Below are 20,693 nucleotides of genomic sequence, written 5' to 3' on the forward strand. Positions count from 1 at the left end.
CCCGCGCGGTCAGGGGGCCAGGACGTCCAGTTCGCGCAGCGCGCCGACACAGATCTCGCGCATCAGGCGCTCCGCGGACCGCGCGTCGCGGGCGCGGACGGCCTCGGCCACGCGGACGTGGAGGGTGACCGCCTCGGGGTCGGGGGCGCTGAACATGACGTGGTGCTCGGTACGCCCGGTGAGCACCTCCGCGACGACGTCGCCGAGGCGGGCGAACATCTCGTTGCCGGACGCGGTGAGCATCACGCGGTGGAAGGCCACGTCGTGCACCAGGTACTCGCCGAGGTCGGCGGCCCGTCCGGCCGCGGCCATCTCTGCGGCGAGAACGGTCAGTTCGCGGCACTGCTCTGGGCTCGCGGCGGCCGCCGCCAGAGCGGCGGCGACCGGCTCCACGGCGGTGCGCAGCATGGTCAGCGAGCGCAACTGCCGGGGCCGGTCCGCACCGGCGAGGCGCCAGCGGATGACGGCCGGGTCGAAGACGTTCCACTCCTCGGTGCGGCGCACCGTGATGCCGACCCGGCGCCGCGACTCGACGAGGTGCATGGCCTCCAGGACGCGTACGGCCTCGCGGACGACGGTGCGGGAGACGCCGTACTGCCGCTCCAGCTCGTCGATGCGCAGCACGGTGCCGGGCGGGTACGCGCCCGAGGCGATGGCGGGGCCGAGTTCCGCCAGCACACGGGCGTGCAGGCCGCCGTGCTCTCCGTGCCGATCCATGGGCGACAGCCTATGCGGGGATTCCTTCATATGACGATTTCATCTCAGACACTTGAATAAGTAGTACCTATGGCGTTTCCTGGGGCGGTCATGCGGACGAGGAGGTACCTGTGATGACCGAGGCAGGCCCGGAAGGCCCGCACCGCCCCCTGGTGGTGGTGATGGGCGTGTCCGGTTCCGGCAAGTCCACCGTCGGGGGGCTGCTCGCCGAGCGGCTGGACGTCCCCTACGCCGAGGCGGACGACTTCCACCCGCCCGCCAACATCGCCAAGATGTCGGCCGGGCACCCGCTGGACGACGAGGACCGGGCGCCCTGGCTGGACGCCATCGCGGCGTGGATCGTCGAGCGCGGCGACCGCGGCGGCGTGGTCAGCTGCTCGGCGCTGCGGCGCCGCTACCGCGACCGGCTGCGTCGGGACACCCCCGGGCTGTTCTTCCTCCACCTCGACGGGTCCGAGGAGCTGATCTCGGCGCGCCTGGCGGCGCGGATGGAGCACTTCATGCCCGCGGGCCTGCTGCACTCCCAGTTCGCGACGCTCGAACCGCTGGAGCCCGGTGAGGCCGGTGCCGTCGTCCCCGTCGACGGCGGCCCCCAGCAGATCACCGAGCGCGCCCTGGCGGCCCTCCCCCGCTGAACCCCCTCCCGACCACCCGTTCTTCCCTTCCCCCACCCCCTCTCCCCCCACGGAGTAGAACGTGTCTGCACTCAGCGCCGAGTTGCTGGCCGCGGCGCCGGCGGCGACGGAGCCGATCACCAGCGCGGGCGACACCCAGCTCGCCCTCGCCGCGCTCGCCGGCATCGCGGTGATCGTCCTGCTGATCACCCGCTGGAAGATGCACGCCTTCCTCGCCCTCACCATCGGCACCGGTGTCCTCGGTGCCGTCGCGGGCGCCCCCCTCGCCAAGACCATCACCAGCTTCACCACCGGCCTCGGCACGACCGTCGCCGGCGTGGGCGTCCTCATCGCGCTCGGCGCGATCCTCGGCAAGCTGCTCGCCGACTCCGGCGGCGCCGACCAGATCGTCGACACGATCCTCGCCAGGACCGGCGAACGGCGGCTGCCGTGGGCGATGGCGCTGATCGCCGGCCTGATCGGGCTGCCGCTCTTCTTCGAGGTCGGCATCGTGCTGCTGATCCCGGTCGTGCTGCTGGTGGCCCGGCGCGGCAACCACTCCCTGATCCGGATCGGCGTCCCGGCACTGGCGGGTCTGTCCGTGATGCACGGACTGGTGCCGCCGCACCCCGGCCCGCTCGCCGCGATCGACTCCATCCACGCCGACCTCGGCACCACCCTCGCGCTCGGCGTGCTCGTCGCGCTGCCCACCGTCGCGATAGCCGGGCCGCTCTTCGGGCGGTTCGCCGACCGCTGGGTGAAGGTCACCCCGCCCGAGCACCTCACCCCCACCCGGGCCTCGGACGACCTGGACAAGCGTCCGGGCTTCGCCGCCACCGTCGCCACGATGCTGCTGCCGGTGGTGCTGATGCTCGGCAAGGCGCTGGTGGACGTCCTCGTCGACAACCAGGGCAGCCTGGTCTTCCGGGTCTTCGACGTCATCGGCTCGCCGCTGATCGCCCTGCTGTCCGCCGTGGTCCTGGGCATGTTCACCCTGGGCCGGGCGGCCGGCTTCACCAAGGAGCGGATCTCCACGACGGTGGAGAAGTCGCTCGGCCCGATCGCCGGCATCCTGCTGATCGTCGGTGCGGGCGGCGGCTTCAAGCAGACCCTCATCGACGCCGGCATCGGCAACATGATCCTGAACTGGTCGGACGGCTGGAACATCTCGCCGCTGCTGCTGGCCTGGCTGATCGCCGTCCTGATCCGGGTCGCCACCGGCTCCGCCACCGTGGCCACCATTTCCGCCGCGGGTCTGGTCGCGCCGCTGGCCGAAGGCATGACCTCGACGCACGCCGCGCTGCTGGTGCTCGCCGTCGGCGCCGGCTCGCTGTTCTTCTCGCACGTCAACGACGCGGGCTTCTGGCTGGTGAAGGAGTACTTCGGGATGAACGTCCCGCAGACCCTGAAGTCCTGGTCCGCCATGGAGACCGTGATCTCCGTCGTCGGCATCGTCTTCGTCCTGCTGCTCTCGCTCGTCTTGTAGGCGACGCCCCCGCGTCGCCGTCCGGACGCCCTTCCCTGATACGTTCCATGCGTCTGACCAGGGAAGGGCGTCAAAATGTCACAGCTGCACACCGAGCACCCGTTCACCGTGGAGGTCGCTCCCGGGGTCCACGCCTACGTCCAGCCGGACGGGGGCTGGTGCCTCAACAACGCGGGCTGGGTGACCGACGGGCACACGACGCTGCTGGTCGACACCGCCGCCACCGAGCGCCGGGCCCTGCTGCTGCGCGAGGCCCTCCTCGCCTCCGGCGCGCCGATGCCCGCGCACGTGGTCAACACCCACCACCACGGTGACCACACCTACGGCAACGCCGTGTTCGCGGAGGGGGCCCGGATCGTCGGGCACTCCGCGTGCGTCACCGAGCAGGTCGCGGCCGGGCACCAGCTCCACGCGATCTGGCCGGACGTGGAGTACGGCGAGGTGCCGGTGCTCCCGGCGACGGTCACCTACGAGGACCGGCTGACCCTCCACGTCGGCGAGGAGGAGGTCCAGCTCCTGCACCCCGGGGTGGCCCACACCCTCGGCGACACGATCGTGTGGCTCCCGGGGCGCAAGGTCGTCTTCACCGGCGACCTGGTCTTCAACGGCGGCGCGCCGTTCGTCCCCATGGGCTCGCTGGAGGGCTCGCTGCGTGCCCTGGAGGTGCTGCGCTCGCTCGACGCCGAGGTCGTGGTGCCGGGGCACGGCGGCATCTGCGACCCCTCGGTCTACGCCACCGTCGAGGGCTACCTGCGCTTCGTGGGCGAGCTGGCGGCCGAGGGCCACAAGGCGGGACGGACGCCGATGGAGGTCGCGCGGGCGGCCGACCTCGGCGAGTTCGCGACGCTGCGCGAGCCGGAGCGGCTGGTCGCCAACCTGCACCGCGCGTACGCGGAGCTGGACGGCCTGCCGCTCGGCTCGCCGCTGGACCTGATGCCCGTGATCACCGACATGGCCGTGCTGAACGGCGGCCGGATCCCGGAGTGCCTGGCCTGAGGCCCGCCCCGGTCACCAGCGGCGGGCGACCCAGCCGGGCTCGGCCTTGCGCATGGCGGCGGCGTCGTCGCGCTCGTGGAAGGTGCCGTCGTCGTCCAGCCAGCGCCGGTGCAGGGCGTCCAGGGCCGTACGGTCCACTTCCACCCCGAGGCCGGGGGCGTCGGAGACGGGCAGCCGGCCGCCGCGGAACTCGTGGCGGCGGGTGATGACGTCCTCGGTCTGCCAGGGGTAGTGCGAGTCGCAGGCGTGGTGCAGCCCGGGCACGGTGGCGGCGACGTGGGTCATGGCGGCCAGGCTGATGCCCAGGTGGGTGTTGGAGTGCATCGACAGGCCGACCCCGAAGGTGCGGCAGATGGCGGCCAGTTCGCGGGTGTTGCGCAGCCCGCCCCAGTAGTGGTGGTCGGAGAGCACGATCTGGACCGCGTCCTTGGCGAAGGCCTCGGCGATCTCGGGGAAGGTCGTCACGCACATGTTGGTGGCGAGCGGCACGTCGGTGCCTGCGGACACCTCGGCCATCAGGGCGGTGCCCGTGGCCGGGTCCTCCAGGTACTCCAGGACGTCGCCGAGCTCCCGCGCCACGTGCAGCGAGGTCTCCACCGACCAGGCGCCGTTGGGGTCCAGCCGCAGCGGCTGCTCGGGGAACGCCTCCGCCAGGGCCCGTACGGCGGCGATCTCCTCCTCCGGCGCGAACACCCCGCCCTTCAGCTTGAACGAGGTGAAGCCGTGCTCGCGCACCAGCCTGCGGGCCTGCGCCACCACCCCGGCCGGGTCCAGCGCGGCGTCCCAGTCGTCCTTCTCGCCCTGGCCGCCGGGGTGTCCGGCCCAGCGGTAGAAGAGGTAGGCGCTGTAGTCGACGGTGTCGCGGACCTTCCCGCCGAGCAGGGCGTGCACCGGCAGCCCCAGCACCTTGCCGAGGGCGTCCAGGCAGGCCACCTCGAAGGCGGAGACCACCGAGAGCAGCAGTTTGTCGGCGGTCTGGACACCGCGCAGCCCGCCGGCGTCCACCGCGTCGGAGATCCCCTCGGGGGGCGCGCACACCAGCGCCGCGAGCGACGGCAGGTTGTTGAGGTCGTCGACGCGGCAGCCCGGCAGGGCATCCGCCAGTTGCCGGGCGGGTTCGAGGTAGCGGGTGTCGCCGTAGGTCTCCCCGACGCCGCTCACGCCGCCCGCGGTGGTCACCTCGACGATCAGGCGCGGGGTGTAGGGCTGGTGCACGCCTTGGGTGTTGAGCAGCGGCGGGTCGGAGATGAGGACGGGGGTGAGACGTACCCCGGTGATCGTCAGATCCCTGTGCTGTGCCACTGCACGCCACCCCTCGCGTTCATCACGTTCACATATGTGAATCTCATACGTCCACCAGAACGCGACCCTAGGCGGCGTCCGGATGCCCGTCAAGAACGCGCAGGTCGGCGGCGCTACGCCGGTCCGCCGGACGACGCCGGGACCCAGTCCGGCAGCGGCTCCAACGCCGCACGCCAGGCGGGCGGCAGCGAGGCGACACCCGTGCGGGCGGCGATGACCCCGCCGGCGATGGCACAGGTGGTGTCCATGTCGCCGAGCCCGGCGACGGTGTGCCACAGGCCGCCCTCCAGGTCGTCCAGGTACCGTGCTGCGCACCACAGCGCGAAGGGGACGGTGTCCGGCGCCGAGACCCCGTAACCGGAGCCCAGGACCTCGGCCGCGTGCCGCACCGAGGTGCCCTCCGGGAAGCGGCCCGCGGTGCGCAGACCGGAGCGCACGTCGCTCTCGGGGAGCCGCTCGGCCACCGCCGTCAGCAGGTCCTGCGGGGCCGGGCCGCCGCGGCTGCGGGCCGCGAGCGCGGCGGCGAGCGCCACGGCGACGGCTCCGGCGGCGGCCTCGGGGTGGTGGTGGGACACGGCCGCCTGCGCGGCGGCGGCGCGGGCGGCACCCTCCAGGTCGGCGGCGAGCCACGCGCCCAGCGGGGCGACCCGCATCGCGGCTCCGTTGCCGTACGAGCCCTGCCCGCCGAACTGCCCGCCCACGACGTCCGCCCAGGGCTCCCCGGCGCCGATGCGGCGCAGGACGTCGTGCATGGAGGGGCCGTACTTGCGGTACGGGTCGGCGGCGTACGCCGCGGCGAGACCGGCCGCGAGGGCGTCCTGCCCGACGGTTCCGCCGTGCGCCTCGAGGTGCCCGAACAGCGCCAGGGCCTGGGCGGTGTCGTCGGTCCAGTACCAGGGAACGTCCTCGGGGGTGATCCGCCGCACGATGCCGCCCTCCCGCTCCTCGCGCGGGACGAAGAACCAGCGGTCGCCGAAGGCGTCGCCATGGGCCAGTCCGTACAGCGAGTCGAGGGCGGCGGGCGGGATCATGGCGTCAGTCTCGCAGCGCCGGGAACCGTGGGCACCTGGTTTTCGAGGCGGACGGGGCGGCGGACTGGACGACATACCGACTGGTCGGCATGATAGCTGGGACAGCTTTGGCAGTGGCGAGGAGCAACGATGAGCGGGACGGAGAACCCACCGGGACTCGACCTGGAGCGGCTGCGGCGGCACCTCGACGCCGAGCGGCCCGGGCTGGTGGCGGGCGCGCTCGACGGCGAGCTCATCGAGGGCGGCCGGTCGAACCTGACCTACGCGGTGACCGACGGCGTCTCCCGCTGGGTCGTCCGGCGCCCCCCGCTCGGCCACGTCCTGGCGACGGCGCACGACATGACCCGCGAGCACCGGGTCATCAGCGCCCTGCGCGACACCCCCGTCCCCGTCCCGGGGACGGTGCTCCTCTGCGAGGACCCCGAGGTCATCGGCGCGCCCTTCTACGTCATGGACTTCGTCGAGGGCACGCCCTACCGCACCGAGGGACAGCTCGCGGCGCTCGGGCCGGAGCGCACCCGGGACATCGTGCTGCGGCTGGTGGACACCCTGGTGGCGCTGCACGCCGTGGAGCCGCGCGCGGTGGGACTGGACGACTTCGGCAGGCCCGAGGGCTTCCTGGAGCGGCAGCTGCGCCGCTGGGGCAAGCAGCTCGACGCCTCACGCAGCCGCGAGCTGGCGGGCATCGACGAACTCGCGGCGCTGCTCGGCACGCGCCTGCCCGCCTCCGCGCCGGCGGCGGTCGTGCACGGCGACTACCGGCTCGACAACGTCCTGATCGGCGCCGACGACACCGTCCGGGCCATCCTCGACTGGGAGATGTCCACCCTCGGCGACCCGCTCACCGACCTCGGGCTGCTGCTCATGTACAGCGAGCTGCGCCCCACCCCGGGCACCCCGGTCTCCGTCACCGGTGGCGCGCCCGGCCACCCCTCCCCCGCCGAGCTGGTCGAGCGCTACGCGGCCGGCTCCGGCCGGGACGTGTCCTCGGTCGCCTGGTACACCGCCTTCGCCTACTTCAAGCTCGCGGTGATCCTCGAGGGCATCCACTACCGCTACACCCTCGGCCAGACCCTCGGCGCCGGCTTCGACCGGATCGGCGCCCTGGTCCCGGCCTTCATCGACAACGGCCTGCGCAAGCTTCAGGAAGGCTGAGCCATGGATTTCGCGTACGACGCCAGGACCGAGGAACTGCGCGAGCGGCTGCTCGCGTTCATGGACGAGCACGTGTACCCGGCGGAACCGGTCTTCCACCGGCAGCGCGAGGAGGCCGAGGGCGAGGCCGTGTGGTCGGCGCCGCCGGTCGTGGAGGAGCTGAAGGCCACGGCGCGCGAGCGCGGGCTGTGGAACCTCTTCCTCCCCGGCGAGCGCGGCGCCGGGCTCACCAACCTCCAGTACGCGCCGCTGGCCGAGATCACCGGCCGCAGCCCGCACCTCGCCCCGCCGGCCCTCAACTGCGCCGCGCCGGACACCGGCAACATGGAGGTGCTGAGCGAGTTCGGCAGCGAGGAGCAGCGCAAGAGCTGGCTGGAGCCGCTGCTCGCGGGCGAGATCCGCTCGGCCTTCGCGATGACCGAGCCCGACGTCGCCTCCTCCGACGCCACCAACATCGAGACGCGGATCGAGCGGGTCGGCGACGAGTACGTCATCAACGGCCGCAAGTGGTACATCTCCGGCGCGATGAACCCTCGGTGCCGGATCTTCATCGTCATGGGCAAGACCGACCCGGCCGCGGACCGGCACCGCCAGCAGAGCATGGTCCTGGTGCCGCGCGACACCCCCGGCCTCGAAGTGCGCCGCGGCATGCGGGTGTTCGGCTACGACGACGGCGACCACGGCGGCCACGCGGAGGTCGCCTTCCACGACGTGCGCGTCCCCGCGGAGAACCTGATCGGCGAGGAGGGCGGCGGCTTCGCCATCGCCCAGGCGCGGCTGGGCCCGGGCCGCATCCACCACTGCATGCGGCTGATCGGCATGGCCGAGCGGGCGGTGGAGCTGATGTGCCGGCGTGCCACGGGGCGTGTCGCCTTCGGCAGGCCGCTGGCGGCGCAGGGGGTCGTCCAGGAGTGGATCGCCGAGGCCCGGGTGGAGATCGAGCAGCTGCGGCTGCTGGTGCTCAAGACCGCCTGGCTGATGGACACCGTCGGCAACCGGGGCGCCCACACCGAGATCCAGGCCATCAAGATCGCCACCCCGGAGAAGGTCGGGCTGATCCTCGACCGCGCCATCCAGCTGCACGGCGCGGGCGGCGTCAGCCAGGACTTCCCGCTGGCCGAGCTGTACGCGGCGGCCCGCACCCTGCGGCTGGCCGACGGCCCCGACGAGGTCCACAAGCGCTCCCTGGCCCGCCGTGAACTGAGGCGGTATGCCGAGAACGCCTGACCCGGCACGAAGGACGGCGGCTCCCCCGGGCTCCTCCCCCCGGGTGAGCCGCCCCCATGCGCGGCCGGTGCGCGGGCGGGGGGCCTCCGGTCAGCGGGCGTCGCCAAGGTGGTCCGTCGCGGTGCCCGGCATCGGTTGCCCGCGCGGTGCGGATTCCGCGCAACCGGGCTCGTGTCCGCCGCCGTACGCGCGGGCGGCACGCCCTCGGGGCCGATCCCCCACCTCGGTCCGTCCGCGCGCCGACCCGCGTCATGTGACTTGGGGGGGCGAGGACCCGCTCCGCGGGGGCCGGGTCCGCGGGCGAGGTGCCTGCGGACCCGGATCCGGACGCCGGTGCCACCGCGGTGGAGTTGCCGGCCCTCCACCGCGGGGCTTGCCCGGCGCACTCCGGCTCCGTGCGGTGCACGATCAGCCGGGCAGGACCACCACGCGGCCGGTCGTCGTGCCGTCGGCGACCCGCTGGACGGCGTCGGCGGCACCCTGCAGGGCGACGCGCTCGCTGACGAGGGGCTTGATCGCGCCCTCGGTGGCGAGACGGGTGAGCTCCTCGTGGCAGCCGCGCACGGCGGCGGGGTCGTGGGCGTTGTACAGGCCCCAGTGCAGGCCGACGATGGAGTAGTTCTTGACCAGCGCGTGGTTGAGGCCGGGGCTGGGGATCGTGCCGCTGGTGAAGCCCACGACCAGGATGCGGCCCTCGAAGGCGATGCACTTGGTGGACCGGGTGTAGGCCTCGCCGCCCACCGGGTCGTACACGACGTCGGCGCCGCGTCCGCCGGTGGCCTCCTTGACGACGGCCACGAAGTCCTCGCAGGTCCGGTCCACGACGACGTCGGCGCCCAGGGCGCGGGCGGCCTTGGCCTTCTCGGGCCCGCCGACCACGCCGATCACCGTGGCGCCCGCCGCCTTGCCGAGCTGGACGGCGGCGCTGCCGACACCGCCCGCCGCGGCGTGCACGAGCAGGGTCTCGCCGGCCCGGAGCGCCGCCCGCCGGTGCAGCCCGAACCAGCCGCTCTGGTAGCCGATGTGGAGGGCGGCGGCCTCGGCGTCGTCCAGCGCGGGGGGCGCGGGCAGCACGCTCGCGGCGGGGACGACGGCGAGTTCGGCGAAGGCACCGCCGGGCAGCGCCGCCGGGGCGATGACCCGGTCGCCGGCGACGTGCCCGGTGACCCCCTCGCCGGCCGCGACGACCTCACCGCAGAACTCGACGCCCGGGGTGAACGGCAGCGGCGGCCGCACCTGGTAGTGCCCGCGGCAGAGCAGCGCGTCGGGGAAGTTGACGTTGGCCGCGCGGACCTTCAGGAGCAGTTCACCGGGGCCCGGCTGCGGGTCGGGGACCTCGTCCAGGCGCATCGCCGCGCGCGGCTCCCCGTTCTCGTGCACTCGCCATGCCTTCATGCGGTCTGCTCCCGGTTCGGTTCAGGGCTGCCGCACGGAGTGCAGCAGCATGTCTGCGAAGTCGGCGGCGACCTGGTCGGCGGAGAGCGGCCCGTCCTCCCGGTACCAGGTGCCGAGGTGGTGCACGGCGCCGAAGAAGAAGTCGACGACGAGATCCGGCCGGACCTCCTGCCGGAACACGCCCTCGCGCTGCCCCTCCTCGACCAGTGCGCGGAACTTCTCGTGGTAGCGGCGGCGGTCGGCCCGCACCGCCTTCTGCTTCTCCGGGCTGAGCTGGTGCATCGACCGGAAGAAGATCTTGGTGTCGTCGAGGTTGCCGATGCTGGTGACGACGACGTCGGCGGCGGCCTCGACCAGGCGTTCCGCCACCGGCGCCGTCTCCTTGCCGGCGATCGCCTCCAGGCGCTGCATCTGCAACCGCAGCACGCGCCCGTAGATCTCGTGCAGGAGGTCGTCCTTGCTGCCGAAGTAGTGGTAGAGCGCGCCCTTGGTGACGCCGGCCGCCTCGACGATCTCCTGCACCGACGTCCGGTCGTATCCGCGCTCGGCGAAGAGGCGGGTGGCCTCGGCGAGCAGCCGCTGGGGGACCGCGGTCGTGGTCGCCTTGGGTGGGGTGGTGCTCCGTGCCATGGCCTGCCCTCTCTCCGTACCGGTGCGCCCGGACAGCATACCGACCGGTATGTGACTCAATCCCGCCGTGCGCGCAGCTCCCTGCGGAGGATCTTGCCGCTCGACGTCTTGGGCAGCTCGGGCAGGACCTCGATCTCGCGGGGGTACTTGTACGCCGCGAGGTGCTCCCTGCAGTGCCCGATCAGCTCGGCCGGGTCCGCCGCGGCCCCCGGGCGGAGGCTGACGAAGGCCTTCACCGACTCGCCCCGGTAGGCGTCGGGGACCCCGACCACGGCCGCCTCGCGCACGGCGGGGTGCGTGTACAGGACGTCCTCGACCTCGCGCGGCCACACCTTGAAGCCGGACGCGTTGATCATGTCCTTCTTCCGGTCGACGACGTAGAGCCAGCCCTCCTCGTCCATGAAGCCGATGTCGCCGGTGCGCAGCTCGCCGCCGGGCAGGGCCTCCTGCGAGGCCTCGGGCCGGTTCCAGTAGCCCGGCACGACCATGGGCCCGCGGACGGCGATCTCGCCGTGCTCGCCGAAGGGCACGTCGGCGCCCTTGTCGTCGACGATGCGCACCAGCGTGCCGGGGCCGGGGACGCCGACCGAGAGCGTCCCGGAGACCGGGTCGACCGGGGCCTCCAGACCGGCCGGGACGCTGGCGCAGGGCGCGGTGCACTCGGTGAGGCCGTACCCGTTGCGCAGGTAGTGGCCGAAGCGGTCGCGGAAGGCGGCGACCAGCGCGGGCGGCACAGGGGCGCCGCCGGAGTAGAGCAGGTGGAAGGAGGAGAAGTCCTCGGCGGTGGCGTCGGGCCGGGCCATGAGCGCCATATAGGCGGTGGAGGGGCCGACCATGTACGCCGGGCGGTGCTCGCGCAGCGCGTCGAGGACGACGCCCGGCTCGAAGCGGTGGGCCAGCGCCACGGTGGAGCCCGCGATGAGGCCGGCGGCCAGCTGGCAGACCGTGCCGGTGATGTGGAACAGCGGGGCGAGCGCGAAGAGCGTGGCGCCGTCGGGCAGGACGCTGTGCGCGCGCTGCCGGTCGGCGTTGTAGCTGATGTTGCCGTGGGTGTTCATCGCGCCCTTGGGGAAGCCGCTGGTGCCCGAGGTGTAGCTGATCAGCGCGATGTCGCCGGCGGTCAGGCCGGGGTCGGGCAGCGCCGGTCCCGCGGTGCCCGCGTGCGCGGCGGCGAGCAGGTCCTCCGCGTCGTCCGCCGGTGTGCGCCGCTCCGGCAGGACGCGCGCGTCGTTCCGGGTCTGCAGGTCGAGTTCACTGGTCGTCAGCGGGATCCGCACCGGCGAACCGGCCGCGGTCCGGCGGACGTGCGTGTCCCAGGCACGGTCGGAGCAGACCAGGGCGGTCACCCCGGCGTCCTCCAGTACGTGGGCGAGTTCGCGCTCCTTGTACATGGGGTTGACGGGCACGACCGTACCGCCGGCCTTCCAGGCGCCGAGCAGGGCGACGGCGAACTGCGGCACGTTCTGCAGGACGATCGCCAGCCGGTCGCCGCGCGCGAAGCCGCGGGCGGCCAGGTGCCGGGCGAGCCCGTCGGACAGTTCGTCGAGCGCGCGGTAGGTCAGCCGGCCGTCGAAGTACGCGAGCGCGGTGCGGCCGGGGACGCGGGCGACGACCTCGCGGAACGCGTGCAGCAGGGTGACCGGCGGGTCGGGGAGGGTGTGCAGTTCCTCGGCGAAGTGCCGCAGCCAGGGCTTGCCGTCGTACGGGCTCACGCGTCGCGCCCCTCCTCCAGCTTCCGCTGCACCCGGTTCATGCCGTCGATCCAGCGGTCGGTGTCCCCGGCGCGGGCGGTGTAGTAGGCGCCCGCCTCGGGGTGCGGCAGGATCAGGAAGCGCTCGTCGGCGATGCCCTGGAGCACGGCCTCGGCGACGTCCTCCGGCTCGATGGCGGTGGGGGCGAGCACGAGGTCGCCGGTGTGCCCCGCCGCGCGCAGCATGTCGGTGCGCACGCCCTGCGGGCAGACGGCGTGGACGCGCACGCCCCGGTGACGGTAGGTGACGGCGAGCCACTCGGCGAAGGCGAGGGCACCGTGCTTGGTCACCGAGTAGGGGGCGTCGCCGACCATCGTCAGCAGCCCGGCGGCGGAGACGGTGGCGATGAAGCGGCCCTCGCCGCGCTCCAGCCATTCCGGGAGCAGCGCGCGGGCGGCGCGCACGTGCGCCATGACGTTGACGTCCCAGACCCGTTCCCAGACGGCGTCGTCGGCCTCGGCCCCGGCCATGGCGCCGATGCCGGCGTTGGCGCAGAACACGTCGATGCCCCCGCCGAGCGCCGCGCGGGCCGGCTCGACGACCGCCGAGGCGTCGCCGGGGACGCAGATGCCGCCGATCTCGTCCGCGACGGTCTTGGCGGCGCCCTCGTTCAGGTCGTTGACGACGACGCGCGCGCCCTGCGCCGCGAACCTCCGGGCCAGCGCCGCCCCGATCCCGCCTCCGGCACCGGTGACCACCACCCGGGCATCGCGCAGCGCTTCCATCGCGTCTCCTTCGACTCGGAACGGCTCCGTTCGGCATACTAAGCGGTCGGTCAGAACTTGGGAAGGGCACGCCGCGCCGGTGCCGGAATTCCCCTCGCGCGGTGTATGGCCGCATCCTCGCCGGATTGGGATGATGCGACCGCATCGGTCCGGGCGAGCCAGGGGGACGGTCATGCCGGAAATGAGTGTCGAGCCGTACTGGGAGCTGACCTTCGACGCGGACGGCGATCCCGACCGGGCGCAGCGCGACCGGCTCACCGCGGGCGTCGGCGCGAAGGGCGTCACCGACCTGCTGGTCTTCTCGCACGGCTGGAACAGCGACCGCTCCGGAGCGACCAGCCTGTACGACCGTTTCCTCGCCCCCGTCCCCGGACTGCTCGCCGGCCGCGCCCGGCCCGGCACGGTCATCGGCTACGTGGGCGTGCTGTGGCCCTCCATGCGCTTCACCGACGAGCCGATCCCCGACTTCGACGCCCTCCTGCCCGGCCCGGAACCGCGGCGGCCCGAGCCGGCGCTCGACGCGGCCACCCGTGACGCGCTCGTGGCGGTCTTCCCCGGCCACGAGGACGAGATCCGCCGGATCGCCGAACTGCTGGAGGAACGCCCCGACGGCGAGGAGCCGTTCGCGGAGTTCGCCGCCCTGGTGCGGCGGCTGACCGGGGTGCCGCCGCAGGCCGTGGCGGGGCTGTGCGCGGACGACACCTCCGACGCGGCGCCGGGGGCCGAACCGGCCGTCCTGTGCGGCGACCCCGTGGCCGCCTGCGAGGAGTACGCCGCGGCCCTGGAGGGCGGCACCGGGCTGCCGCTGGCGGGCGGCGGCTGGACGCGGCTGTGGAACGGCGCCAAGGAGATGCTGCGCCAGGCGACGTACTACGCGATGAAGCGGCGGGCCGGGACGGTGGGCGAGCGGGGCCTCGGCCCCCTCCTGGGCCGGCTCGCGCGGGCCCACCCCTCGCTCTCCGTCCACCTGGTCGGCCACAGCTTCGGCGGCCGGCTGGTCTCCTACGCGCTGCGCGGACTGCCCGACGGGGTACGCGCCGTGAAGTCGGTGACCCTGCTCCAGGGCGCCTTCTCGCACTACGCGTTCGCGTCCCGGCTCCCCCACGACGGGGCCCACGGCGGCGCGTTGAGCACCGCCCGGCTCAAGGTGGCGGGCCCGGTGGTGTCCTGCTACTCCCGCCACGACACGGCGCTCGGCACGATGTACCCGATCGCCTCCCGGCTGGCGGGTGACGACCGGGGGTTCGGGCCCGACCTCGGCGACCGCTGGGGCGCCACGGGCCACGACGGCATCAAGGCGGTCGACGACACCATGGACGTGCCGCTGGCCGAGGCGCTGCGCGGGGCGTTCCCCCGGGCCGGGTGCGTGAGCGTGGACGCCTCGGCCGTGGTGCGCCGAGGGGGGCCGCCCTCCGGGGCGCACAGCGACATCTGCCACCCCGAGCTGGCGCGGATCGTGTTGCGCGCGGGCCGGCTCCTGGCCTGAGGCCGTGGGCCGGGCACCGGCCCGCGCGGGCCGTGCACGACGGATCAGCGGTGGGCGGGGAACTCCACGACCTGCTGGTAGGTCGGGCGGTTCTGCCAGCTGATCTTGCCGTGCTTGATGCCGCCGAGGGTGCGGTGGATGACCGTGTCGGCGCACCACTGGTCGCCGGCCGAGCAGTTCTCGTCACCCGGGTACACCTGGGCGGCGGTCCTGGCGGCGGCCTGCTTGAGGGTGCCGGTCAGCACGTCCCGGCAGGCCGCGAGGTCGCCGCCGCCGCAGTACGTGCGCGCCAGGCCGCCCTGCACGGGTTCGCCGAGCACCGTCCGTATGTCCTTGTCGACATAGGACCACCAGCCGTACTGGAAGGAGCTGCCGGCGTGCGACCCGGTCGGGCCGTGCCCGGCCGAGGGCGCCTCGTCGACGGTGAGGTTGGCGGTCAGCGCCGCGTACAGCTCGCTCCCCAGGCCCGGTTCGAACTCGGCCTGGACCAGCAGCGGCCACCACGCGTCCATGATCCGCACCGCGTCGGCGTTGGCGTAGGCGTGCGAACCCGGCGAGGTCTCCCGGCGCTTGGCACCGGCGGCCACCCAGTCGGAGAGCTTGGTGACGGCCGCGGACACCGCGGGGTCGGAGACCGTGCCGCTGCGCAGCACCTTGAGCAGGTCGGGCAGCACGTCCTCGCCGCGCAGGTCGGTCAGGGCCGCGTCGGCCATCGCCCTGGTCAGCTGGGCCCGCGTGACTCCGCCCGCCGCGACCAGCTTCTTCACCCGGTCGTCCAGGAGGTTGCCGCGGTGCACCGAGCCGTTGCCGAACCCGGCCGCGTCGTAGTCCTTGGCCTGCCGGTTGTTCCAGGAGACGTAGTAGTCCTGGCCGACGGACTGCGGGTGCTCCGAGGCGGACGTGTAGTCGGCGGTGTTGTGGGCGGGGTCGAAGCCGCGCCACTCGTAGGCGGGTTCGGCCCGGACCGGGAAGGTCGGGTCGACGTCCGCGGCCCGCACCGGGTTGGCGCCGCTGTTGAAGTAGGCGGCCTGCCGGGAGTCGGCGTAGAACCAGTTGAAGGTGTAGTTGATGTGCTGGACGGCCTGCTGGAAGGAGGCCGCGTCGGTGACGGCGGCCGGGTCGTTGAGCATCTGGAAGCCGACGACCGAGTCGGCCTCGTGCATGTAGGAGCTGCGCAGCGACACGTAGGCGACCTTCTTGCCGCCGACCGTGGCGCGGTGCGTCACCGGGCCGTACTCGGTGCGGTAGATCTGCATCCGGTAGGAACCGGCCGCGGTGCCGTCGGCGGTCGTGGGCTTCCAGGAGTTGCTGCGTTCCAGCTTCTCCATGGCCGTGCAGGTGCCGCGGTAGAGGTAGTGGACGTCGTCCTGGCAGAGCTCCACCGTGTAGGTGTCGGTGATGTCCTGGGCCGAGGTGGTCGCGCTCCACGCGTAGTCCTGGCCACGGCCCAGCTCCACGTACATGCTCAGACCCGCGAAGGAGGCGCCGCGGGCGCTGATGCCGGGGCCCTGGATCTCCTGGAGCATCAGCAGCTGTGGCGCGAAGTAGCCGGTCTGCGGGCCGAAGACGGCGATCGGGTGGCCGCTCGCGGTGTGCGCGCCGCTGACCAGCAGCGCGTTGGACATGCCCCGGGTGTTCGCGGACAGGGCCGCGGTGGTGGCGGTCTTCGAGGCCGCGGACGCCTTCGCGGTGCCCGCGCTGCCGGTGCGGTCGTAGACCAGCGGCTCCACCGTGACGCTCCCGGTGTCGGGCAGCGCCCTCCCCTGCGGGTTCTCCGGCCGGACGGCGTACGGGAAGCTCCGACCGTCGTGCACGGTCAGGGCCGCCTCGGGGTCGTTGCGCTCGCGGAAGGACTCCCAGACCCTGGTGCCCTCGGTGACCCCGTACCTCTGCTGGGCGGCCAGCAGGGACAGGGCGTTGGTCACCTCGCCACCGCCTCCGGTGCCGAACAGCGCGCCGATCACGGACGCCAGGGCGATCAGGTCGGTGGACTTGAACCTCTCGATGGTGCCGGCGTTGGTGATGGCGTCCTTGTGGCCGGTCAGCACGTACTCACCGGGGAAGTAGCGGCCGCTGTCGGAGGCCGCGATGTAGGCGTTGATCCCGTCGACGTAGGCGTTGACGTCGGCCAGCGCCTGGCGGCCGCGCTCCCCGTTCTGCGTGGCGATCCAGTCGATCTGGGCCTGCAGGTCCTCCTCGGTGTACGGCGCGGCGCGCCAGAACTCCTGCTCCAGCCCCTGGTTCGCGGGGGCGCCGCCGGCGAAGGAGGTCAGCTGGCCGCGTCCCACGTGCCGGAACAGGTCCATCAGCCAGAGCCGGTCCTGCGCCGCGGCGTACCCGGCCCCGAACTCCGTCCCGTACCGGGTCGTGCCGGAGATGTGCGGCACCCCGGTCTTCTTGTCCCGGGTGATCGTCACGTCGCTGCGGGGCGAGGTCGTCGAGGCGACCTGCCCGGACGGGACGCCGAAGGAGGCGTCGTTGAAGAAGTTGTTGATCGTGGCGTCGGTGAGGTTCTGGTACCCGCCGGCCAGGTTCGCGTACGGCCCGAGCTGGTCCTCCGCGTGCTCCGGCTGGGTGCCGAAGATCTGGTTGAGCAGGATCTGGGCGAGGGTGGCGTTGCCGTTCTCACCCGGCGGCAGAATGTCCGAGCACCGCCCCTGACAGTAGTCGGTGACGGGGGCGGCGTGCGCCGCCATGGGCAGCGGCGCGACGAGGCTCGCGCCCAGGGCGAGGACCGCCGCCGCGGCGGTCGTTCTGAGTCTTGTCCTGAACCTGCCAAATCTGGCTCGCATGACCACTCCTCACGAAGCGCGGTGTGACGCAGGTTACTTCGAAATATGACCCCCCAGTAAGATGAACATGCGTCACGTTTCAGCTACGCCATCCCGGCTGGAACTCGCCGCCCCGGGGATGGATCCGGAACGCCGTCCGTTACGTCCATTCGACAGCGATGCGACACCGACGACGGAGGTGGCACACACCATGGCCGGATTCCGGAGCCTCGCCAGACAGGTGCGCGATCCCCGGCGCTCCCCCACCCAGCGCCGCACCTACCTGCGCAGGTGCCTCGAGCGCTTCGCGCCGTACGGGCACCGCGCGACCTGGGACCACCTGTGCGCCGGCGCGGGGATCGCGCCCGACGACCGCGAGCCGGACCCGGTCCGGCTCGTCACGGCCCTCGCGGAACTGGAGGAGGCGCGGGCGGTCTGGCTCACCTACGAGGGGGAGTTCGCGGCCCGCCGCAAGGAGGAGAAGTTCTACGGCATCCGGCAGCCCGGCGCGCTCGACGACTGGCACCGGCGCACCTGGGGCGGCAACGGGGTCGCCTGGTGCGAGGACCCCCGCGTCCACCCCGACGACCGGCTGGCCGACGTACTGCGGCGCATCATCGCGGCGATCGACGCGGGGCCCGGTACGGGGTGCCCGGTCTGCGGCGAGTCGCACCTGCGGTGGCGGAACGGGCTCAACCACTACCCCGGGGCGGGGCCCGTGTGCGGGCGGTGCGGGATCGTGGTCCCGCTCCCGGTCCTCTGCGAGGCCGCGCTCGCGGAGGCGCGCGGTGCGCTCGCCCCCACGGGGTGAGCCTGCGCGCGCTGCCCGTGCTTGCAACCCGGGGTGCCCCTCGCGGCCTGCCTGTTCTTGTGTGCGGGTTGTTTGCGCCTGCGGCGGGCGGTTTCCCCGCCGCCCACCCGATTGCCCGGCGTGGTCAGTGCGGGCCTGCGCTGCGTTGGGTTGGGGTCGGGGCCGCGCCGGCGCACTCCCCCAGCCTTCGGCCGGGGGGACCCCCACAGCGCTCGCGGTTTACCCCTGCGTCGTTCGGCACCGCGTTCGCCGCTCGTCTCCCCCAGCCTTCGGCCGGGGGGACCCCCATGGGCGCACCCCGCCACACCATGACGGCCGGTGGGGGGTCAGTGAGGCACTCGCGGCAACCCCGGACGGCCTTCTCACCCCCACCGGCCGTTAGCCGCCCCAACCGGCAGGAGGGGGTGTGGCGGGGTGCCCCCCGGCCGAAGGCTGGGGGCGTACCCCGGCGCGGCACCGCCCCACAACGAACGCAGCGAGGCGGTCACTAATCGCGCCGGGCAAACGGGCGGGCGGGGGAGAAACCGCAACAGCAACAACCGCGGCGCCGCACACGAGGCACCCGGGCCCCACGAACACACCGCGCTACTGACACCCCGCCGCCGTGGTGCGACGATGCCACCCCAGGCAACGCACACCCTCGCGCGACGGGACGGGACCGGCACATGGCGGAGCTGCACGATCTGACGGCGCTGGAGCAGGGGAACGCGATCAAGGCCGGGGAGGTCTCCCCGACAGAGCTCGCCGAGCACTATCTGGACCGCGTCGACCGGCACAACGACACCCTCGGGGCGTTCATCACCGTGACCCCGGAGATCGCCCGCAAGCAGGCCGCCGACGCCGAGTCGGAGGCGCTCGCGGCCCGCCGCGAGGACCGCCAAGGGCAGCTGTCGCCGCTGCACGGCGTCCCGGTCCCGGTCAAGGACCTCAACTTCGTGGCCGGCGTGCGCTGCACCCTCGGCTCGCAGGCGTACGCCGACCACGTGCCGGACGTCGACGACCACGTCGCCGCCAAACTGCGCGCGGCCGGGACGGTCCTGCTGGGCAAGACCAACACCCCGGAGTTCGGGCTGCCCTGCTACACCGAGAACAAGCTCGCCCCGCCCGCCCGCACCCCGTGGGACCTGGAGCGGTCCGCCGGCGGCTCCAGCGGCGGGGCGGCGGCCGCGGTCGCCGCGGGGCTCGCGCCGGTCGCGCAGGGCAGCGACGGCGGCGGCTCGATCCGCATCCCCTCCTCCGTCTGCGGACTGTTCGGCATCAAGCCCAGCCGCGGAAGGGTCAGCGCGGGCCCGGTGCAGCACGACGTGAGCGGTCTGAGCGGCAGCGGCCCGATAGCCCGTACGGTCGCGGACGCGGCGGCCCTGCTCGACGTCCTGGCGGGCCCGATGCCGGGCGACCCGTACAGCGCGCCGTCGTTGCCGCCCGGTGAGTCCTTCTCCTCGTACGTCACCCGTGAGCCGGGAGCGCTGCGCGTGGTGGGGCTGCCGCGGCCGCCCGTGCCCGGGGTCGAACTGCACCCGGACTGCCGCGCCGCGTACGAGGGGACCGCGGAACTGCTGCGCGGGCTCGGACACCAGGTGGACGAGATCGAACTGCCCGTCGACGACGCGATCCTGCACGCCTTCACCCGGGTGTGGGGCGTGATGGCCACCGTCTACCCGGTGGCGCCGGAACAGGAGGAGCTGCTGATGCCGCTCACGCGGCACCTGCGTGCCGAGGGCGGCAAGGTGAGCGGCCCGGACTTCGCGGCGTCGCTGTACGCGTTCCGGGCGCTGGGGCAGCTGATCGCGGACGCGCTGCTGTCCTCGTACGACCTGGTGCTGACCCCGACGCTGGCGCAGCCCCCGGCGTTCGTCGGGAGCGCGGGCCTGCGGGACGACGACGACCCGGCGGCGGAGTTCGCGGGGCTGGCCGTCTACACGCCGTTCACCCCGATCTTCAACGCCACCGGCCAGCCGGCCGTGAACGTGCCGTTGCACTGGACGGAGGAGGGGCTGCCGATCGGTGTGATGTTCGGCGGCCGTTACGGGGACGAGGCGACGCTCATCTCGCTGTCGGCGCAGCTGGAGGCGGCCCGTCCGTGGGCCGGCCGCAGGCCCGCGATCTGGTAGCGGGGGCGGGGCGCGGCGGCGGCTCCGTACCGAGCAGCCGCCGCGCGCCCGGTCCCTGGTCGCCGAGCGTGTCGCCGGGGTTGGACAGGGCGCAGCGGTCCAGGGAGAGGCAGCCGCAGCCGATGCAGTCGTCGAGGCTGTCCCGGAGCGCGGTGAGCCGGTCGATGCGGGCGTCGAGTTCGGCCCGCCAGCCCGCGGAGAGCCGGGCCCAGTCGGCCCGGTCCGGGGTGCGGCCCTCGGGCAGGCCGTCCAGCGCCTCGCGGATCGCGGCGAGCGGCATGCCGACCCGCTGGGAGGCCCGGATGAAGGCGACGCGGCGCAGGGTGTCGCGGGCGTAGCGGCGCTGGTTGCCGGCTGTGCGGCGGCTGCGGATCAGGCCCTGGGCCTCGTAGTAGTGCAGCGCGGAGACGGCGGCCCCGCTGCGCCCGCTCAGCTGGCCGACGGTCAGTTCGCGGTGCTCGCCCGGGATCCTCGCCACGTCCCGA

Annotated in this window: 17 protein-coding genes; 8 read left to right on the forward strand and 9 right to left on the reverse strand. The window is 73.5% G+C overall.

Features of this window, described 5'->3' with window-relative positions; all coding sequences use genetic code 11:
- Positions 1 to 9: 9 nt before the first annotated feature.
- A complete protein-coding gene (locus AC1VWI_RS12185; protein ID WP_499510996.1) occupies positions 10 to 717 on the reverse strand; it encodes a FadR/GntR family transcriptional regulator in 708 nt (235 codons plus the stop codon).
- A 113-nt stretch (positions 718 to 830) separates the two neighbouring features.
- On the opposite strand from AC1VWI_RS12185, the gene AC1VWI_RS12190 reads away from it, so the two are divergent.
- The 3 genes from AC1VWI_RS12190 to AC1VWI_RS12200 all read left to right on the forward strand — a co-directional run bounded on the left by AC1VWI_RS12190 (position 831) and on the right by AC1VWI_RS12200 (position 3,813).
- Complete coding sequence (locus tag AC1VWI_RS12190; RefSeq protein WP_499510997.1) at positions 831 to 1,352, forward strand: gluconokinase; 522 nt, start codon at positions 831 to 833, stop codon at positions 1,350 to 1,352.
- Between the two features lie 61 nt (positions 1,353 to 1,413).
- Complete coding sequence (locus AC1VWI_RS12195) at positions 1,414 to 2,817, forward strand: GntP family permease (RefSeq protein ID WP_499510998.1); 1,404 nt, start codon at positions 1,414 to 1,416, stop codon at positions 2,815 to 2,817.
- Between the two features lie 75 nt (positions 2,818 to 2,892).
- Complete coding sequence (locus tag AC1VWI_RS12200) at positions 2,893 to 3,813, forward strand: MBL fold metallo-hydrolase (RefSeq protein WP_499510999.1); 921 nt, start codon at positions 2,893 to 2,895, stop codon at positions 3,811 to 3,813.
- A gap of 12 nt (positions 3,814 to 3,825) precedes the next feature.
- On the opposite strand, the gene AC1VWI_RS12205 is transcribed toward AC1VWI_RS12200, so the two are convergent.
- Both AC1VWI_RS12205 and AC1VWI_RS12210 read right to left on the reverse strand, forming a co-directional pair.
- Positions 3,826 to 5,115, reverse strand: a complete 1,290-nt coding sequence (locus AC1VWI_RS12205; protein WP_499511000.1) for a glucarate dehydratase family protein — start codon at positions 5,113 to 5,115, stop codon at positions 3,826 to 3,828.
- Positions 5,116 to 5,228: 113 nt separating this feature from the next.
- Complete coding sequence (locus AC1VWI_RS12210; RefSeq protein WP_499511001.1) at positions 5,229 to 6,146, reverse strand: ADP-ribosylglycohydrolase family protein; 918 nt, start codon at positions 6,144 to 6,146, stop codon at positions 5,229 to 5,231.
- A gap of 129 nt (positions 6,147 to 6,275) precedes the next feature.
- Here AC1VWI_RS12210 and AC1VWI_RS12215 point away from each other — a divergent pair, with 129 nt between their 5' ends.
- Both AC1VWI_RS12215 and AC1VWI_RS12220 read left to right on the forward strand, forming a co-directional pair.
- Positions 6,276 to 7,301 (forward strand): phosphotransferase family protein, encoded by a 1,026-nt coding sequence (locus AC1VWI_RS12215; RefSeq protein ID WP_499511002.1) that lies wholly within the window; start codon positions 6,276 to 6,278, stop codon positions 7,299 to 7,301.
- Between the two features lie 3 nt (positions 7,302 to 7,304).
- Entirely contained in the window at positions 7,305 to 8,528 is a 1,224-nt protein-coding gene (locus tag AC1VWI_RS12220) for an acyl-CoA dehydrogenase family protein (RefSeq protein ID WP_499511003.1), read from the forward strand.
- Between the two features lie 408 nt (positions 8,529 to 8,936).
- On the opposite strand, the gene AC1VWI_RS12225 is transcribed toward AC1VWI_RS12220, so the two are convergent.
- From AC1VWI_RS12225 to AC1VWI_RS12240, 4 genes are read right to left on the reverse strand one after another with little or no spacing between them, the layout of a single operon-like run.
- On the reverse strand, positions 8,937 to 9,923 hold the full coding sequence (locus tag AC1VWI_RS12225; protein ID WP_499511004.1) for an NADPH:quinone oxidoreductase family protein: 987 nt from the start codon (positions 9,921 to 9,923) through the stop codon (positions 8,937 to 8,939).
- Between the two features lie 21 nt (positions 9,924 to 9,944).
- On the reverse strand, positions 9,945 to 10,553 hold the full coding sequence (locus tag AC1VWI_RS12230; protein ID WP_499511005.1) for a TetR/AcrR family transcriptional regulator: 609 nt from the start codon (positions 10,551 to 10,553) through the stop codon (positions 9,945 to 9,947).
- 56 nt (positions 10,554 to 10,609) lie between these two features.
- A complete protein-coding gene (locus tag AC1VWI_RS12235) occupies positions 10,610 to 12,265 on the reverse strand; it encodes a long-chain-fatty-acid--CoA ligase (protein WP_499511006.1) in 1,656 nt (551 codons plus the stop codon).
- The gene (locus AC1VWI_RS12240; protein WP_499511007.1) at positions 12,262 to 13,029 is read right to left on the reverse strand and encodes an SDR family oxidoreductase; all 768 of its coding nucleotides are present in this window, start codon (positions 13,027 to 13,029) and stop codon (positions 12,262 to 12,264) included. Before AC1VWI_RS12240 ends, AC1VWI_RS12235 begins: the two co-directional genes overlap by 4 nt.
- A 181-nt stretch (positions 13,030 to 13,210) precedes the next feature.
- Between AC1VWI_RS12240 and AC1VWI_RS12245 the strand changes: the two genes are divergently transcribed.
- Positions 13,211 to 14,515 carry a lipase family protein gene (locus AC1VWI_RS12245; protein ID WP_499516783.1) on the forward strand — a complete coding sequence of 435 codons (1,305 nt, stop codon included), beginning with the start codon at positions 13,211 to 13,213 and terminating at the stop codon, positions 14,513 to 14,515.
- 44 nt (positions 14,516 to 14,559) lie between these two features.
- Here AC1VWI_RS12245 and AC1VWI_RS12250 read toward each other — a convergent pair whose 3' ends face one another.
- Entirely contained in the window at positions 14,560 to 17,307 is a 2,748-nt protein-coding gene (locus AC1VWI_RS12250) for a penicillin acylase family protein (RefSeq protein ID WP_499511008.1), read from the reverse strand.
- Positions 17,308 to 17,497: 190 nt separating this feature from the next.
- Here AC1VWI_RS12250 and AC1VWI_RS12255 point away from each other — a divergent pair, with 190 nt between their 5' ends.
- Complete coding sequence (locus AC1VWI_RS12255) at positions 17,498 to 18,097, forward strand: hypothetical protein (RefSeq protein ID WP_499511009.1); 600 nt, start codon at positions 17,498 to 17,500, stop codon at positions 18,095 to 18,097.
- Positions 18,098 to 18,762: 665 nt separating this feature from the next.
- Positions 18,763 to 20,208, forward strand: coding sequence for an amidase (locus AC1VWI_RS12260; RefSeq protein ID WP_499511010.1), 1,446 nt, complete (start codon positions 18,763 to 18,765; stop codon positions 20,206 to 20,208).
- Here the strand turns inward: AC1VWI_RS12260 and soxR are convergent.
- Positions 20,141 to 20,686, reverse strand: a complete 546-nt coding sequence (gene soxR, locus AC1VWI_RS12265) for a redox-sensitive transcriptional activator SoxR (RefSeq protein ID WP_499511011.1) — start codon at positions 20,684 to 20,686, stop codon at positions 20,141 to 20,143. The two genes, AC1VWI_RS12260 and soxR, sit on opposite strands and share 68 nt — an antisense overlap.
- Between the last annotated feature and the right edge of the window lie 7 nt (positions 20,687 to 20,693).

Source organism: Streptomyces sp. TOM-9 (assembly GCF_056858595.1).

Coding starts and splice junctions, on each gene's coding strand:
- AC1VWI_RS12185 (WP_499510996.1), bottom strand. CDS start 717: ATGGATCGGCACGGAGAGCACGGCGGCCTGCACGCCCGTGTGCTGGCG.
- AC1VWI_RS12190 (WP_499510997.1), top strand. CDS start 831: ATGACCGAGGCAGGCCCGGAAGGCCCGCACCGCCCCCTGGTGGTGGTG.
- AC1VWI_RS12200 (WP_499510999.1), top strand. CDS start 2,893: ATGTCACAGCTGCACACCGAGCACCCGTTCACCGTGGAGGTCGCTCCC.
- AC1VWI_RS12210 (WP_499511001.1), bottom strand. CDS start 6,146: ATGATCCCGCCCGCCGCCCTCGACTCGCTGTACGGACTGGCCCATGGC.
- AC1VWI_RS12215 (WP_499511002.1), top strand. CDS start 6,276: ATGAGCGGGACGGAGAACCCACCGGGACTCGACCTGGAGCGGCTGCGG.
- AC1VWI_RS12220 (WP_499511003.1), top strand. CDS start 7,305: ATGGATTTCGCGTACGACGCCAGGACCGAGGAACTGCGCGAGCGGCTG.
- AC1VWI_RS12225 (WP_499511004.1), bottom strand. CDS start 9,923: ATGAAGGCATGGCGAGTGCACGAGAACGGGGAGCCGCGCGCGGCGATG.
- AC1VWI_RS12230 (WP_499511005.1), bottom strand. CDS start 10,553: ATGGCACGGAGCACCACCCCACCCAAGGCGACCACGACCGCGGTCCCC.
- AC1VWI_RS12240 (WP_499511007.1), bottom strand. CDS start 13,029: ATGGAAGCGCTGCGCGATGCCCGGGTGGTGGTCACCGGTGCCGGAGGC.
- AC1VWI_RS12245 (WP_499516783.1), top strand. CDS start 13,211: ATGAGTGTCGAGCCGTACTGGGAGCTGACCTTCGACGCGGACGGCGAT.
- AC1VWI_RS12250 (WP_499511008.1), bottom strand. CDS start 17,307: ATGCGAGCCAGATTTGGCAGGTTCAGGACAAGACTCAGAACGACCGCC.
- AC1VWI_RS12255 (WP_499511009.1), top strand. CDS start 17,498: ATGGCCGGATTCCGGAGCCTCGCCAGACAGGTGCGCGATCCCCGGCGC.
- AC1VWI_RS12260 (WP_499511010.1), top strand. CDS start 18,763: ATGGCGGAGCTGCACGATCTGACGGCGCTGGAGCAGGGGAACGCGATC.